This is a genomic window from Nonomuraea fastidiosa (assembly GCF_042751225.1).
Lineage (GTDB): Bacteria > Actinomycetota > Actinomycetes > Streptosporangiales > Streptosporangiaceae > Nonomuraea > Nonomuraea fastidiosa.
This window is the reverse complement of record NZ_CP170570.1, coordinates 3,706,091-3,720,162: the sequence shown is the minus strand read 5'-3', so window position 1 is coordinate 3,720,162 and position 14,072 is coordinate 3,706,091. Positions and strand designations below refer to the sequence as shown.

General features: G+C 70.6%; 17 protein-coding genes, 1 tRNA gene and 1 pseudogene. 5 read left to right on the top strand and 14 right to left on the bottom strand.

What is annotated here, in order from left to right; translation table 11 throughout:
- Positions 1-6: 6 nt before the first annotated feature.
- From ACFMQL_RS17220 to ACFMQL_RS17195, 6 genes are all read right to left on the bottom strand, one after another.
- On the bottom strand, positions 7-1,029 hold the full coding sequence (locus ACFMQL_RS17220) for a serine hydrolase domain-containing protein (RefSeq protein WP_364063128.1): 1,023 nt from the start codon (positions 1,027-1,029) through the stop codon (positions 7-9).
- Between the two features lie 81 nt (positions 1,030-1,110).
- Positions 1,111-2,655, bottom strand: coding sequence for a sensor histidine kinase (locus ACFMQL_RS17215; protein WP_378786073.1), 1,545 nt, complete (start codon positions 2,653-2,655; stop codon positions 1,111-1,113).
- A gap of 47 nt (positions 2,656-2,702) precedes the next feature.
- Positions 2,703-3,380 carry a response regulator transcription factor gene (locus ACFMQL_RS17210; protein WP_364063122.1) on the bottom strand — a complete coding sequence of 226 codons (678 nt, stop codon included), beginning with the start codon at positions 3,378-3,380 and terminating at the stop codon, positions 2,703-2,705.
- A 233-nt stretch (positions 3,381-3,613) separates the two neighbouring features.
- On the bottom strand, positions 3,614-3,817 hold the full coding sequence (locus ACFMQL_RS17205; RefSeq protein WP_378786072.1) for a hypothetical protein: 204 nt from the start codon (positions 3,815-3,817) through the stop codon (positions 3,614-3,616).
- A 519-nt stretch (positions 3,818-4,336) separates the two neighbouring features.
- Positions 4,337-4,813 carry an NUDIX domain-containing protein gene (locus ACFMQL_RS17200; RefSeq protein ID WP_364063117.1) on the bottom strand — a complete coding sequence of 159 codons (477 nt, stop codon included), beginning with the start codon at positions 4,811-4,813 and terminating at the stop codon, positions 4,337-4,339.
- 229 nt (positions 4,814-5,042) lie between these two features.
- Entirely contained in the window at positions 5,043-5,246 is a 204-nt protein-coding gene (locus ACFMQL_RS17195) for a hypothetical protein (RefSeq protein WP_364063114.1), read from the bottom strand.
- 19 nt (positions 5,247-5,265) lie between these two features.
- On the opposite strand from ACFMQL_RS17195, the gene ACFMQL_RS17190 reads away from it, so the two are divergent.
- From ACFMQL_RS17190 to ACFMQL_RS17175, 4 genes and pseudogenes are all read left to right on the top strand, one after another.
- Complete coding sequence (locus tag ACFMQL_RS17190) at positions 5,266-5,535, top strand: hypothetical protein (protein WP_364063111.1); 270 nt, start codon at positions 5,266-5,268, stop codon at positions 5,533-5,535.
- 133 nt (positions 5,536-5,668) lie between these two features.
- Positions 5,669-6,046 (top strand): hypothetical protein, encoded by a 378-nt coding sequence (locus ACFMQL_RS17185; RefSeq protein ID WP_364063108.1) that lies wholly within the window; start codon positions 5,669-5,671, stop codon positions 6,044-6,046.
- 503 nt (positions 6,047-6,549) lie between these two features.
- Positions 6,550-6,693 carry an integrase gene (locus ACFMQL_RS17180; RefSeq protein WP_364063105.1) on the top strand — a complete coding sequence of 48 codons (144 nt, stop codon included), beginning with the start codon at positions 6,550-6,552 and terminating at the stop codon, positions 6,691-6,693.
- A gap of 272 nt (positions 6,694-6,965) precedes the next feature.
- Positions 6,966-7,229, top strand: a pseudogene (locus ACFMQL_RS17175) (tyrosine-type recombinase/integrase); the annotation flags it as partial.
- A 61-nt stretch (positions 7,230-7,290) separates the two neighbouring features.
- On the opposite strand, the gene ACFMQL_RS17170 reads toward ACFMQL_RS17175, so the two are convergent.
- The 4 genes from ACFMQL_RS17170 to ACFMQL_RS17155 all read right to left on the bottom strand — a co-directional run bounded on the left by ACFMQL_RS17170 (position 7,291) and on the right by ACFMQL_RS17155 (position 10,322).
- Positions 7,291-7,363: transfer RNA gene (locus ACFMQL_RS17170), tRNA-Thr, on the bottom strand.
- Between the two features lie 20 nt (positions 7,364-7,383).
- Positions 7,384-8,349, bottom strand: a complete 966-nt coding sequence (gene rlmB, locus ACFMQL_RS17165) for a 23S rRNA (guanosine(2251)-2'-O)-methyltransferase RlmB (RefSeq protein WP_364063102.1) — start codon at positions 8,347-8,349, stop codon at positions 7,384-7,386.
- A 151-nt stretch (positions 8,350-8,500) separates the two neighbouring features.
- The gene (gene cysS, locus ACFMQL_RS17160) at positions 8,501-9,892 is read right to left on the bottom strand and encodes a cysteine--tRNA ligase (protein WP_364063099.1); all 1,392 of its coding nucleotides are present in this window, start codon (positions 9,890-9,892) and stop codon (positions 8,501-8,503) included.
- A gap of 43 nt (positions 9,893-9,935) precedes the next feature.
- The gene (locus tag ACFMQL_RS17155) at positions 9,936-10,322 is read right to left on the bottom strand and encodes a PPOX class F420-dependent oxidoreductase (RefSeq protein ID WP_378786071.1); all 387 of its coding nucleotides are present in this window, start codon (positions 10,320-10,322) and stop codon (positions 9,936-9,938) included.
- A gap of 54 nt (positions 10,323-10,376) precedes the next feature.
- On the opposite strand from ACFMQL_RS17155, the gene ACFMQL_RS17150 reads away from it, so the two are divergent.
- Positions 10,377-11,798 (top strand): hypothetical protein, encoded by a 1,422-nt coding sequence (locus ACFMQL_RS17150; RefSeq protein ID WP_378786070.1) that lies wholly within the window; start codon positions 10,377-10,379, stop codon positions 11,796-11,798.
- A gap of 144 nt (positions 11,799-11,942) precedes the next feature.
- On the opposite strand, the gene ACFMQL_RS17145 is transcribed toward ACFMQL_RS17150, so the two are convergent.
- The 4 genes from ACFMQL_RS17145 to ACFMQL_RS17130 form a co-directional block, all read right to left on the bottom strand.
- Positions 11,943-12,218, bottom strand: coding sequence for a GlsB/YeaQ/YmgE family stress response membrane protein (locus ACFMQL_RS17145; RefSeq protein WP_364063093.1), 276 nt, complete (start codon positions 12,216-12,218; stop codon positions 11,943-11,945).
- Positions 12,219-12,315: 97 nt separating this feature from the next.
- Positions 12,316-12,603: a GlsB/YeaQ/YmgE family stress response membrane protein gene (locus tag ACFMQL_RS17140; protein ID WP_364063090.1), complete on the bottom strand. Its 288-nt coding sequence runs from the start codon at positions 12,601-12,603 to the stop codon at positions 12,316-12,318.
- Positions 12,604-13,078: 475 nt separating this feature from the next.
- Positions 13,079-13,552: a 2-C-methyl-D-erythritol 2,4-cyclodiphosphate synthase gene (gene ispF / locus ACFMQL_RS17135; RefSeq protein WP_378786069.1), complete on the bottom strand. Its 474-nt coding sequence runs from the start codon at positions 13,550-13,552 to the stop codon at positions 13,079-13,081.
- Between the two features lie 17 nt (positions 13,553-13,569).
- The gene (locus ACFMQL_RS17130) at positions 13,570-14,052 is read right to left on the bottom strand and encodes a CarD family transcriptional regulator (RefSeq protein WP_020544658.1); all 483 of its coding nucleotides are present in this window, start codon (positions 14,050-14,052) and stop codon (positions 13,570-13,572) included.
- Positions 14,053-14,072 lie beyond the last annotated feature (20 nt).

The window sequence follows — 14,072 nt, the reverse complement described above, 5'->3', positions numbered from 1 at the left end:
ATCACACTAGCCGGAGACGGCGGCGGCGACAGCCTTGAAGGCGGCCAGCACCTCCTCCTGGTCGTGCGCGCCGGTCGAGGTGGTCGACTTGACGATCACCACGTTGTGCTCGGGAGAGACGTAGATGTACTGCCCGCCGAAGCCCGCCGCCATGAAGTCCTTGCCGCCGCCGAGCCACCAGTGCAGCCCGTAACGCGGGTTGACCCCGGACGGGCTGGTGGACGCCTTGACCCACGACGCCGGCACCACCTGCTTGCCGTTCGCCTTGCCCTGGCGCAGGAAGAGCAGGCCGAAGCGGGCGTAGTCGCGGTCGGTGGCGTGGAAGCAGCAGTAGCCGAGGCTGTTACCGTCGCCGTCGGCGTCGATCCGGGCGGTACCCGCCATGCCCGCGGGACGCCAGATCTTCTTCTCGACGTAGCGGTGGTACGGGGTGCCGGTCGCCTCGGTGAGGACCCTGGCCAGGACGTACGAGTTCATGCTGTTGTACTCGAACTGCGTCCCCGGCTCCCAGTCGGAGCCCCGCTTGGTGACCATGGGCGTGAGCGGCAGGCCCTTGGCGGCGGCGGCCTGCATCTTGGGGACGTCCTTGGCCTCGTCCCATTCGACGCCCGACGACATCCGCAGCAGGTTCTTGATCGACACGCCGTCGTAGCCGGAGCCGCGCAGCTCGGGCACGTACCGGGTGACCGGGTCGTCGAGCGAGCGGATGTGCCCCTCCTTCAGCGCGACGCCGATCGCCGCCGAGGTGAACGACTTGGCCATGGACCACGACTGGAACCGGGTCGTCCGGTTCGCGCCGGTGTACCGCTCGTGCACGATCTTCTGTCCGCGCAGGACGAGGAAGCCGTTGGTCTTCGTACGGGTGAGGAAGTCGTCGAGCGTGTGCTGCTCGCCCTTGTAGGTGTACGTGACCGAGAGCGGGCGGCTGGCGTTGACCAGCGGGACCGGGTCGGCCGACGGCCTGATGACGTCGGCGGGCGGTGCCGTATGGGCGGTGGCCAGGGTGAGCGCGATGAGGATGCTGCGCACGTCGCCTCCTGTAGTCGACTGAATCGGACAGGGGGCGATCGTGGACCGTTTTTCTGGCAAATCTCTGGCAGTTCACTCCGCTCACTCCAGCCACGAGCGTGGCCTGCCGGTACCGCCGGCGGTGGGCAGCCGGATCTCGAAGCGGGCGCCGGTCACGGTGGCGGTGCCGCCGTGCAGCTCGGCCTGCTGGCGTACGAGGGTCAGGCCGAGGCCCGAACCGGGGCTGTCCCGCCTGCGGTGGAACCGGGTGAACACCGTCTCCCGGTCGCCGTCCGGGACGCCTGGGCCGCTGTCGGTGACGGTGAGGACGGCGGTTCGCCCGGTGCGGGCGCTCCTCCCGCCGGACGCGGTCTCCTCGGCGGAAGCGGTCTCCCCGCCGAAGGCGCCCCGCCCACCCGACACGGCAGCCCCGCCGAAGGCACCCCGCCCACCCGACACGGCCACCCCATCGAAGGAGGGCTCCCCATCGAAAGCGGGCTCCCCGTCGAAGGCGAGTGCCACGGTGATGGGCGGCTTGCCGTGTGTGGCGGCGTTGTCGATCAGGTTGTCGGCGATGAGCCGGAGCCCTTCCGCCCAGCCGCGCACGGTCACGCCGTCTGCCACCGCCTCGGTGATCGTCAGGCCGGGGTGGCGGCGGCGGGCTGCGGCGACGGCCTCGCGCACGATGCCGCTCAGGTCGGCGGGCGCGGCGGTCGCGGGGTCGAGCAGCTCACCGGCGGACAGCTGGCGGAGCACGGTGACGAGCCGCTGGACGCGGGCCTGCTCGGCGGTCAGGTCGGCGACGATCTCGGCGCGGTCGTCCGGGGTGAGGCCGGGGTGGCCGAGCAGGGAGAGGTTGGCGGCCATGCTGGTGAGCGGGGTGCGCAGCTCGTGCGCGGCGGTGGCGGCGAACGCGCGGGCGGTCTCCAGCGCGGCGTCGCGCCGGTCGAGCAGGTCGTTGAGCACCCCGGCCAGGTGGTCGATCTCGGTGACGCGGGAGTCGGTGTCGAGCCGGGCGTCCGGGGCCGTGGCCTGGCGGCTGAGCCGGGTGAGCGGCCGTACCGCGTACCGGCCCACAACGGGTCCCGCCACAGCGCCCGCGACCGCGCCGATCAGCGTGACCGTGAGCACCCGGCGGCGCAGCAGCGCGAGCTGCCCGTCGAGCCGCTCCTTCGGCTCGAACAGCAGCAGCCGGTGGCCACGGCGCCCCAGGTCGGTGGCCACGTACCGCCAGCGGCCGTGGTCGGCCGGCCCGTCACCGGCGGGCGGGCGATCCGGCACGTCGCCGATCAACAGCGGCTCGCCGCCCACGACGTGCACGTACACGCCGGGTCCCGCCGCCGCGGCCAGCCGCCGTTCCATGAAGTCCGCCGGAACGGCGGGCACGAAGCTCGCCCGCCAGGCGTACGAGGCGGCGGCCGGTCGCAGCGCGCGCAACCGCGCCAGCAGCCGCTCGTCGCGTTCGGCGCGCAGGTCGGCGGAGACCAGGGCGAGCACGAGCAGCCCGGCCAGCGCCACCATGAGCGCGACCAGCGCGGCCATGCAGAGCGCGAAGCGGGTCGAGAGCTTGACGCCGCCGGCCCTCGGCTCGGTGGCGGCGGCTCTCACCTTCGCGGCGGCGGCCTTCAGCTTCGCGGCACCGGCCATCGGGTTCCCGGCGGAGGTTGGCCGCTTCACGGCCGGGGTTCGCCGCTTCATGGCGGGGGTTCGCGCAGCACGTAGCCGACCCCGCGTACGGTGTGCACCATGCGCGGCTCGCCGAGCTTGCGCCGCAGGTAGCTGACGAACGTGTCGACGGCGTTCTCGGTGACGTCGAAGTCGTACCCCCAGACCCGCTCGAGCAGCACCTCACGGGACAGGACCAGACCGGCGTTGAGCGCCAGCACCTCAAGCAGGTCGAATTCGCGCCGGGTCAGCTCGACCTCGCGCCCGTGCATCGTCGCCCGGCGCGCCTCCGGCTCCACCACCAGCGGCCCGACCCGTACGGCGGCACCGGGCACGCGCCCGGCCCGGCGCAGCAGCGCACGCAGCCGCAGCACCAGCTCGCCCAGGTCGAACGGCTTGACCACGTAATCGTCGGCGCCGGCGGCGAGCCCGGCGACCCGGTCGGCCACCTCGTCCATGGCCGACAGCATGAGCAGCGGCACGTCGGTCCCCTCAGCGCGCAGCCGCGAGCACACCTCGATGCCGGACATGCCGGGCATGGAAACGTCGAGCACGACCGCGTCCGGCCTGCGGACCGTGACGAGCTCAAGCGCGCGCTCCCCCGACTCGGCGGTGTCGACGCCGAACCCTTCCAGCCGCAGCCCGCGCTGCAGCGCCCGCAGGATGGCCGGGTCGTCGTCGACGGCGAGGATCTGGTGACCGGCCAACGACACCTCCCTCGGTACGTCGGCCAACGATCCTACGTCGCGGAAACGGCAGTGCGGTCAGAGCCTGAAGAGCGTGATGACGTCGACGGAGAGCGGCATCGGGTGGTTCCTCCGTCGCTTGGCGAGGGCTCAAGCGGGGGTGCTCGTCACGCGGATGGGGTTGCCCGAGCTGAGGCACCGCCCGCGCTGCCGCCGATCCTGCCGCGAGACGAGACGATCCCGCGCACGGGGAGTCACCGGCGTACGGGACAGCGCAGGTGAAGCACCCGATCGCCCTGAACAACCACGTCGGGATCCTCGAGCAGGTGCTGCGCGTCGACCGACCCGAAGAAGCGCTTGCCCGACCCGAACACGACGGGCACGACGTCCATACGCACCTCGTCGGCCAGGCCCGCGGCGAGCACCTGCCCACCGATGTCACCGGCGGCCACCTCCACCAGGCGGCCACCCGCGAGCTCCCGCGCCTTCGCCGCGGCCGCCTCGATGCCGCCGACGAAGTGGAACGGCGCCCCCGGGCGCGTCGTTCTCGTCCGCGATGAAGCCGTCCACCGACACCGCGCCGTACATGACCACTTTGCCTTGCGGCGCCCCAAGTTGGCGTGTCGTGAGCCGCCGGCGTCAGCGGCGACCGCACCCCGTCGATCGGCTCGGCGGGGTCGATGGCGAACACGGTGGAGGAGAAACGATAGGTACGGCCCACCCGCCGCCGGCCGCTCCCGCAACCCGTCAACGACCGACCTGCCCCAGACCTGCTCGACCGCCACCGGCCGGTCACACAGCTCAACCGCGGGCCCAGCCCCCAAGGCTTGAAGTGAACCTTGACGGACCGGGTCTGCGGCGGATACCCGAACTCACAGGCTCGGGTGGGCATGGTGACCACGCACCCGTCGGCGTACTCGCCCATCGAAACGGCGCACCGAGGTTGAGAATGAGCAGGGCCGTAGGGGCCGGCGGCGCTAGCCGACGTACGGAAGACCGGCACCGGCCAAATAGTGCTCGATCCGCATCCGCATCGACCGGTCCATCGGCAGTGACAGAACCTCATCCCGGGGCACCCACCGAACTTCACGCGACTCGTCACTCGGCGTCGGCTCACCCGCCACAACCCGGCCGGTCAAGACGATGGAGAATTCCTGCCGGGCCTCGCCGTCAGAGGTGTAGAGAATTATGTGGCGCGGATCGCTGTACGTACCGACCAGCCCGGTGATCTCGCACCTGACCCCGGTCTCCTCCAGCGTCTCCCGGACAGCGGCGGCCGGGATGGACTCCCCCAAGTCGATGGCCCCGCCCGGCACAGCCCAGTTGTCGTTATCGCTGCGCCTGATCATCAGTAGATGGCCGGCCGCGTTGGTGACGATGACGTTCACGGACGGCACGAGGCTGTTGGGCTCAGGCGCAGCGGGATCGTCGTAGTAATCGATGCGCCTGCCCACGAATCACGCCTCCACGGGGACGGCCCCTTCGAAACCCTCAGCGTACGTGCGACCATCTTTCCACCGGCCACCCTGCGCAGATGCAGAACGGGAAGGCCGGCGACCCGGCTGCCGTACACGTACACATCGAGTTGGTCAGGAAGCCTGATCGACGTCCGCGAGAAGCGACCGGACCGGCCGCCATGGCGACCACGCTCGGCCACCGGGACGACCTGCCGAGCCCTGACGGCTAGTGCGAGATCTTGATGACGGCCTTCTTCCCCTTGACGGCCACCACCTCGAAGCTGACCTCGTTGACAGTGCTGGGCCCTCCTTGATCCGGCGTCTGCTTCGCCATGGTGAGCCGCATGCCGGACGGGGTGTACGCGTGGAAGGTGACCGAGCCGTCCTCGACGGTCACGTCGATCGGCAGCAGCCCCCACTTGTCGGCCAACCTGATCCTCTGCCCGTCCTTGACGAGCACTTCGCACTTCGCGTCCCGGCACGCCCGGAGGTCGGTGCCGTTCCTGGCCTTGGGGAGCGGCGTCGCCGTCGGCGAAGGGGACGGCGACGCCGAGGGAGAAGACGAGGGCGACGGTGAGGAGGGGGAAGCCGAGGGCGGCGGCGAGGAGGCGACCGAGGACGACGGCGCGCTTTCCGGCGCGGCCGCCTCCTGCGGCGCGGAGCCGCATCCGGCGAGCAGCACGGCCGCCGTGACCAGCAGAGCCGCCCTTCCGCTGTGAATTGCCGACATCTTCACTCCCATGCTCGCTCGTAGGCCGCCCAGCGCCACTATCCCCCCGCCGTCCCGGGACCCCTCCCGACCGGCACGCGCTAAAAAGGATCTCGCCCGTGGAACGGATCAAAGGTAGGCCCATGCACAGGAAAACCCTCTCCGCCTTAACGCTCGCGTGCGCCATGGTCGTGACGCCCGCCGTGGCCGCCACCCCCGCCGCCGCCTCGGCCAAGCCCAGCTACCGCAGCTGCTACGACGGCAAGTGCAAGTTCACGTTCACGAAGTCCGTAAGCTTCCGCATCTCCAAGAAGCGCTACGGCTTCTCCAGGGTGTACGTCTCCAAGGAGTACGTCGGCGGCATCTTCGACCAGGACATGGTCGTGGTGCGGGCGCCGGGCTCGACGGTGTCCCTGGGCGAAGGCGCCGAGGGCGAAATCCGCATCAACCGCAAGAACGCGCTGTCGTTCCGCGTGCTGGCCATCACCAGCCAGGGCGCCACCATCCGCTTCACGGGATGACGTCCTGACGATCCGGCGGCCGCGTCACGCCCGGCGACACGGCCGCCGGGGCCGGGGCACGTACGACGGGGGCACGCCCAGCCGAGGGTGCGGCACCGCGAACCGACGTGCAAGGAACGACTACACGCACAACATCAGGGCCCCCGACCACGCGCGTCCCCCGTCCCAGCGCCGCTCGTCCAGTGAAAGGCCAGCCTCCAGCAGCCCGTACAGCTCCGCGACACTCCCGACCACGGAACCGAGCTCGCGCCGCTTCCTCGAGCTCGTTTTTGATCTCGCGTACGCACCCGCCCGGGCAGCGGACCGTACACATGTACGCAATGCACCGCACACCGCGCGTGGTGCTCATCCCCTGACCGATGCCGATCACCACGCAGGTCTGACGGCCCTCGCACGAGCGCCGCCAGCGCGCCCCTACCGCCGAACGCGATCCCAACTCACGATCGCCGCTCCCCCACACCCGCCTCCACGACCCGCACCACATCCACGCGACAACGCTCGTCATGGCCGGCACTCCCGTGCACGTGATGGCGGCCCGCCCCGGCCACGCCGACCCGGCGATCACCCTTCGCGTGTACGCCCACGTGATCCGCGAACAGGCCGCGACCACCGCCGAGGTCTTCGCCCAGGCAGTGGCGTCCCGTTAGCAAGGGTGTTAGCAAGATCGCGACTTTGTCACGACAAAGACGAGGCCCCTGAACCGGAACCGCCAGTTCAGGGGCCTTCTGTAGCTGAGCCGACGTGGGGAATCGAACCCCAAACCAAGGGCAGGGCAGAAGCCCTGTTGATGCGCTGCTGGCCTGCCCAAGTGGTGATCGTCAACGGTCGAGATGCGGTCCGGTGAGACAGCGTTGCTGTACGCGCTGCTGTACAGCAGGAGGGAAGCGTCTGTCCCAAACATTTCTGCTTCTCTCGCCTCGCCAAGAAGGCTGGGCTCGGCCACTGGCATCCGCACGAGCTTCGGCACTCGGGGGCGTCGCTCATGCTCGCCCAGGGCACTCCCCTTCACGTCGTGTCCGAAGTCCTCGGCCACGCCAGCATCGCGATCACGAAGGACATCTACGGCCATCTGCTGGAGGGCGACCGGCGAGCGGCGACCGAAGCCATCTCCAGCGCTCTTCTGGGGGAACAGCTCCCGGTGGCTCCCAAGGTGGCTCCCGAGGGCGCTGAAGACACCGGTTGAAGCCCGGCAAGCGAAAGGCCCCTGACGGCGTATCGCCTGCTCAGGGGCCTTTTCTGTTGCGAGCCGACGTGGGGAATCGAACCCCAAACCTTCTGTTTACAAGACAGATGCTCTGCCGATTGAGCTACGTCGGCACGGCCTACCAGTGTAGACGCTACCGCCGCCTGTGACGAGCGGCCTCGTACAGCGCCACTCCCGCCGCCACTCCCGCGTTGAGGGATTCGGCGGCGGCGCGCATCGGGATGCGCGCGAGCACGTCGCACTGCTCGCGGACGAGCCGCGACAGCCCCTTGCCCTCCGAGCCTACGACGATGACCAGCGGCTCGGTCAGCAGCTCGACGTCTTCGATGTCCGTCGAACCGCTGCCGTCGAGGCCAACGATGAAGAGGCCGGCCTCGCGGTATTCGCGCAGGGCGGCGGTGAGGTTGGAGGCGCGGGCGACGCGCAGGTTGGCGAGCGTGCCCGCGGACGTCTTCCACGCGCCGCTCGTCACGCCGGCGGAGCGGCGGGACGGGATGAGCAGGCCGTGGGAGCCGAACGCGGTGGCCGAACGGGCGATGGCGCCCAGGTTGCGCGGGTCGGTGACGGAGTCGAGGGCGACGATCAGCGGCACCTCGGCGGCGTCTTGGGCGATCTCGATGAGCTCGGACGGGTGCGCGTAGTCGTAGGCGGGGATCTGCAGGGCGATGCCCTGGTGCACGCCGCCTTCGGTCAGGCGGTCGAGCTTGTCGCGGGTGGTCTCGAGCAGCGCGATGCCGCGCTCGGCCGCGATCTTGATGGAGTCGCGTACGCGGTCGTCGTTGTCGATGCGCTGGGCCACGTAGAGCGCGCTGCACGGCACCCCGGCCTGCAGCGCCTCCAGGACCGGGTTGCGCCCGCCGATGTACTCGGGCGCGTCCTCGGAACGCCGCTGCGGCCGCGCCGGGGTGGCGCGACGGACGCCCGTGCGCTCCTCCCGCGCGATGCGCTCGGCGCGCGCCTTCTCCTTGTACCAGTGCCGCATCTCGGCAGGCGGCGTCGCGCCCTTGCCTCGAAGCGCACGGCGGCCCTGCCCACCGGTGCCCTTGGCCGGGCCCTTCTTCTTCGCGGGCTTGCCCGATGCCCTACCGCCTGCTGCCATGCGTTCAAGGGTACTCGGGCCGCCGCCCTCCTCAGCCCACACGAGGCCCGCACGAGGCCCACACGAGGCCCGCACGAGAGGGGCCCCGCGCTGTTCACATGGCCGGCGGCCGCCCTGGACGCCACGACCGAGGCGGCCTGACCATCGATGACTACCGGCGCAGCTCCCAGCGCGGCCCGTGCGGGGTGTCCTCGACGGTGATGCCCGCCGCCGCGAGACTGTCCCTGATCGCGTCGGCCGCCTCGTAGTCCTTGCGCTTGCGCGCCGCCTGGCGCTGCTCCAGCGCCACCGCGACCAGCGCGTCCACGACCGGCGTCAGGTCGGAGCCGGTGCCCCGCCACTGCGGCGAACGCGGGTCGAGGCCGAGCACGTCGAGCATGTTCTGGGTCTCGGCGAGCAGCCGCGCCACGGCCTCCTTGTCGCCGCGCGACAGCGCCACGTTGCCCTCGCGCACCACCTCGTGCACGACCGCGAGCGCCTGCGGCGTGCCGAGGTCGTCGTTGAGCGCGTCGACGAACGCCTGCGGCAGCGGCGCGTCGGCGTCCACGTCGTGGATCACCTCGGCGGCCCGTGTCACGAACCCCTCGATCCGCTGGTACGCCGCCGCCGCCTCGAGCAGCGCCTCCTCGGAGTATTCGATCGAGGAACGGTAGTGCGGCGCCGCGAGGTAGTAGCGCAGCTCGACCGGACGCACCTTCTGCACCATCTCGGGGATCAGCAGCGAGTTGCCGAGCGACTTGCTCATCTTCTCGGTGCCGATCTTGAGCAGGCCGTTGTGCATCCAGTAGCGGGCGAACCCGTCGCCGGCCGCCTGGGACTGCGCGATCTCGTTCTCGTGGTGCGGGAAGACCAGGTCGATGCCGCCGCCGTGGATGTCGAACGTCGGCCCCAGGTACTTCGTCGCCATCGCCGAGCACTCCAGGTGCCAGCCCGGCCGGCCGGGACCCCACGGGGTGGGCCAGGTGGGCTCGCCGGGCTTGGCGCCCTTCCACAGCGCGAAGTCGCGCGGGTCGCGCTTGCACGAGTCGTCGTCGGTGTCGCCCGCCTCCCGCATGTTCTCCAGCTTCTGGTTGGACAGCGAGCCGTAGCGGTCGGCGTAGGAGCGTACGTCGAAGTAGACGTCGCCGCCGGAGGCGTAGGCGTGACCGCGCTCGATGAGCCGCTCCATGAGCTGGATCATCTCCGGCACGTGGCCGGTGGCGCGCGGCTCGACGGTCGGCGGCAGGCACCCGAGCGTCTCGTACGCCCAGGTGAAGGCCCGATGGTTGCGCTCGGCCACGACGAACCAGGGCACGCCCTCCTCGGCGGCCACCCTGATGATCTTGTCGTCGATGTCGGTGACGTTGCGGCAGAACGTCACCTCGTACCCCGAACGCATCAGCCACCGCCGCAGCACGTCGAAATTGACGCCCGAGCGGATGTGCCCGATATGCGGAGGAGCCTGCACGGTGGCCCCACACAGGTAAATGGACGCCCGGCCGGCTTCGACCGGAACGAATTCACGGATGGTGCGCGTGCTGGTGTCGTAGATGTGCAGGCTCACGAAGGCAAGGCTAACGCCTCGGCGGCGTCGTCACGCCGAGAAATCAGCCCCGTACGTACACCCGGTCAGGAGAAATTCGGACGATGAGCCGTTCGGTGCCCGGCTTGTCCTCCCATGGGCGTCCTTGGTACTTCTGCGACAGCTCCTGGATCAGCGCGCCCTCGGGGTCCGGCGTCAGCGTCGCCCGGCCGCGCACCTCGACGTACCGGTAGGGGTTGTCCGGGTCGATGACCAGGAGGCTGACGCGCGGGTCCCGCTCGAAGTTGCGCGCCTTGACGCGGCCCTTCACGGTCGAGAAGAGCACGTCGTCGCCGTCCGTACGCACCCAGACCACGGACGAGTGCGGCCCCCCGTCAGGGTTCAGACTGGTCACCGTCGCATAATTCGGCGCGTCCAGGAGTTTGCGCGCTTCTTCCGACATCTTTGCCATGTGTTCTCCCGTGATCGGTCGTGATCGCCATTCTTCTGTAGTCTCGAAGACGCCATGGACGTGACTCCCCCCTCTCTGCTCCGCCGCCTGGGCCTCGCCCTGGCCGGGCTCGCCGTCGCCGCACTGACCGGGGCCGCGTGCGCGCTCTCCTTCGACGATCTGCGCGCGCTCGCCGTCACCGGTGAGGCCAGGCAGGACCTCGCCTTCCTCTATCCGGCCGCCTTCGACGCGCTGCTGGTGGTCGCGCTGGTGGGCGTCCTGCTGCTGCGCTCGGCCAGGATGCTGGTACGCGTGCAGGCGGCGTTCGTGCTGATCCTGCTGATCGCGGCGGCCGCCGCGGCCGACGTGGCCACGGCGGTGCGCGTCACCTTCGACATCCGGCAGACCGCCATCGGCGTGGCGCTGGCCCCGTGGGTGATGCTGGCGGTGGCGCTGTGGCTGTGGCTGCTGCTGATCAAGCACGTGCGGGCGCACCGGGCGACGGCGTACAAGGGGGACGAGGAGCAGCAGGACCTGGTGCCCTTCCAGGGCTCCCGTACGTCTCCGCCGGACACCGAGCCGTCCGCGCCTGAGCCCGCCGCCGAGGCACCCGCGCCCGAGCCGCGCCCCGAGCCGGCGACCGACCCGACCGCTCCCTCCAAGACCCCGCCGGTGTCGGAACGCGTGACCGAGTGGCCGGCCCAGGACGGCGGCGCCCCGGCGCCCCGGCCCGAGCCCGAGACCCGTCCCGTACGGGCGCCCAGCCCGGACCCGGAGCCCGCACCGCAGCCGTCTGCGGCGGCGCGCGAAGAGACGCGCCACGAGGTGGCCGAGAACGCGGGTCACGAGGCGGACGACGAGCCGACCCGCAACGTACGCGCGGCGGCCCGCGAGGCCGCGCACGGCCAGGCGCACGAGGACGCCGACGCGACTCGTGAGGACGTACGGGACGAGCCCCGCCGGGAGACGTGGAGCCAGGCCCGCGAGGACGTCGGCGACACGCCCGACGACGCCCACGGCGAAGCCCGCGAGGAGCCCCGGACCGAGGCTCACGAGGAAGCGTGGGAGGCGACGCCGGCCCAGGCGCGCGAGGAGGCCCGGAGCGAAGCACGCGAGGCGGTGCAGAGCGAGGCGCGAGAAGAAGCACGGAGTGCGGTGCCAAGCCAGACGCGTGAAGAAGCGCGGAGCGAGCCCGCGGAGGAGCCGCGGACCCGGCCGGTCCGCTGGGGCGACCGTGTCAGGCCGACCGACGTCCTCGTCCACCCGCGCCCTTCGCGCGAGTCGACCGGCCGGGACGCCGACACCCAGCCTCACCCGGTGGTCGCGGACGACGCTCCCGGCCGGAGCCCGGACCCCGACCACGGCCCCGAGCTGGCCGACGAGGAGGAGCGTCGCCGCGCGGAGCTGGAGGACACCGCCCCGCACCGCGTGGTCCTCGACGGCTCCCCCGCCCCAGCCGAACGCCTCCGCAGCACCCCACGCCCGCCCGAGGACTGACAGCGCGGCGGGACCAGCCGGCCGAATCGATGAGAGCGCGAAGAGGGCCCGCCCGGGAGCGATCCCTGGCGGGCCCTTCTCACGCCTTCTCCCGCCGGTACGCAAGGCTCAGCCGCTGAGCGAGCCGGTACGCACGGCGCAGGGTCAGATGCTTCGGCCGCTGCCGCGTCGCAGGCCGGCGACCAGGCCCACACCGACCATCGCGAGCACGACCTGCATCACCAGTTCGATCCAGTCGATGCCCGGTGTGGTCTCCACGCCCAGCACCTGCGCGAGCAGCGTGCCCACGAGGGCGGCGACGATGCCGACGACGATGGTGAGGATCCACCCGATGGCCTGCCTGCCGGGAAGCAGGAGGCGACCGATGGCGCCGATCACAGCGCCGATGACGATGGCGCCGAGGATGGATTCGATGGTCATGGTATGAAACCTCCCCGTGAGGGTGAGCGGTTCACTCTCACGGGTTGGTCGCTACCCGATCTACGGCGATTATGCGCCGTCTTTACGAAAGTGCAGGTCAGGTGGTTGTTCGACCACTTCGACCGCTACGCCCCATGCCGAACTTGGTCACGAGGAGAACTCCGACCACGGCCAGGACGAGCTGCAGGATGTGTTCGATCCAGTCGATGCCTCTGGTGTCGGCCCAGCCGAACGCCTGGGCGATCAGAGTGCCGATCAGGGCGGCCACGATGCCGACGATGAGGGTCAGGCCGATGGACATGTTCTGCCTGCCGGGCACCAGCAGTCTGGCCAGCGCACCGACGATGGCGCCGATGACTACTGCGCTGATTATCGCGCCGATCATGTGGAGCTCCCCCGAAGACGTTCACATGTCTTGGCGGGACACATACCCCCTGAACAGGCGAACTACCCCCTGAGGGGAAGGCGGCGGTCCGTACCGCGCCAGTGACGAACCGCCGCCTCCGCTTTTTCGGCGGGCTGGCGACGACCCGCCAGGACACCCTCACGTATCCCGCAATAAGGACGCACGGGACACGGCATGGGTTGACGGCGAGCCACCACGAAACGTCTCGGAATCGCCCATCAGCGACGACTCCGGCGGCTGCCATCACCCCCTGGCACACCGGCGAGCCACACGAAGGCCGCGACGCCGTCTGCGGCCATAGCCCCTCCCCCTGCACACCGGCCAGGCTGCGTCGGCCGCTGGGGGCGACCGCGCCGTTGACGCCACAGGCCGTCCCCGCACGCGCCGGCCAGGACCACACCCGATCGTGCGCACACCTGCCAGGACAGCGCTCAGAAGCCGGCCGGCGCCGGGCTCACGCGGAAACGGCGACCACCAGCGCGGTCGCGACGGCCGCCACGCCCTCGCCACGCCCCGTCAGCCCGAGGCCGTCGGTGGTGGTGGCGGAGACGCTCACAGGCGCCCCCAGAGCGGCGCTGAGCGCCTTCTCGGCCTCGGCCCTGCGCGGCGCGAGCTTCGGCCGGTTGCCGATCACCTGGACGGCCACGTTGCCGATCTCGAAGCCCGCGGCGCGCACCTGGCGCGCGGTCTCCTCCAGCAGAGCCGCGCCCGAGGCGCCCGACCAGCGCGGGTCGGCGGTGCCGAACAGCCCGCCGAGGTCGCCGAGCCCGGCCGCCGACAGCAGGGCGTCGCAGGCCGCGTGGGCGGCGGCGTCGCCGTCGGAGTGGCCTTCGAGGCCGAGCTCGCCCGGCCAGTGCAGGCCCGCGAGGTTGAGCTCGCGCACGGAGTCAGGTGATGCGAACGGGTGGACGTCGACTCCGACGCCCACCCGTGGAAGATTCGTGTTCAGGAGTTGAGTACCTCGTCGAGAAGGGCCTCTGCCTTGTCCTCATTGGTCTTCTCGGCCAGGGCCAGCTCACTGACCAGGATCTGGCGCGCCTTGGCGAGCATGCGCTTCTCGCCGGCGGACAGACCACGCTCGCGGTCTCTCCGCCACAGGTCCCGAACCACCTCGGCGACCTTGTTCACATCGCCGGAAGCGAGCTTCTCAAGGTTGGCCTTGTAGCGACGGGACCAGTTGGTCGGCTCTTCAGTGTGCGGCATGCGAAGGACATCGAAAACCCGTTCAAGGCCTTCCTGACCGACAACATCGCGCACACCGACGAGTTCTGCGTTTTCAGCTGGCACCTGGACGGTAAGGTCGCCCTTGTCGACCTTGAGCACCAGGTAGGTCTTTTCCTCACCCTTGATGGATCGCGTCGTGATTGCTTCGATCCGAGCAGCCCCATGGTGGGGGTAGACGACAGTGTCGCCGACCTGGAAAGTCATGTGACAAGTACCCCTTCCGC

What these genes read in the sequence shown, in the direction of transcription:
- ACFMQL_RS17150 (WP_378786070.1), top strand. Translation starts at nt 10,377, where the DNA reads ATGGACGTGACTCCCCCCTCTCTGCTCCGCCGCCTGGGCCTCGCCCTG.
- ACFMQL_RS17215 (WP_378786073.1), bottom strand. Translation starts at nt 2,655, where the DNA reads ATGGCCGGTGCCGCGAAGCTGAAGGCCGCCGCCGCGAAGGTGAGAGCC.
- ACFMQL_RS17130 (WP_020544658.1), bottom strand. Translation starts at nt 14,052, where the DNA reads ATGACTTTCCAGGTCGGCGACACTGTCGTCTACCCCCACCATGGGGCT.
- ACFMQL_RS17140 (WP_364063090.1), bottom strand. Translation starts at nt 12,603, where the DNA reads ATGATCGGCGCGATAATCAGCGCAGTAGTCATCGGCGCCATCGTCGGT.
- ACFMQL_RS17180 (WP_364063105.1), top strand. Translation starts at nt 6,550, where the DNA reads ATGGCCGGCACTCCCGTGCACGTGATGGCGGCCCGCCCCGGCCACGCC.
- ACFMQL_RS17185 (WP_364063108.1), top strand. Translation starts at nt 5,669, where the DNA reads ATGCACAGGAAAACCCTCTCCGCCTTAACGCTCGCGTGCGCCATGGTC.
- ACFMQL_RS17155 (WP_378786071.1), bottom strand. Translation starts at nt 10,322, where the DNA reads ATGGCAAAGATGTCGGAAGAAGCGCGCAAACTCCTGGACGCGCCGAAT.
- ACFMQL_RS17145 (WP_364063093.1), bottom strand. Translation starts at nt 12,218, where the DNA reads ATGACCATCGAATCCATCCTCGGCGCCATCGTCATCGGCGCTGTGATC.
- rlmB (WP_364063102.1), bottom strand. Translation starts at nt 8,349, where the DNA reads ATGGCAGCAGGCGGTAGGGCATCGGGCAAGCCCGCGAAGAAGAAGGGC.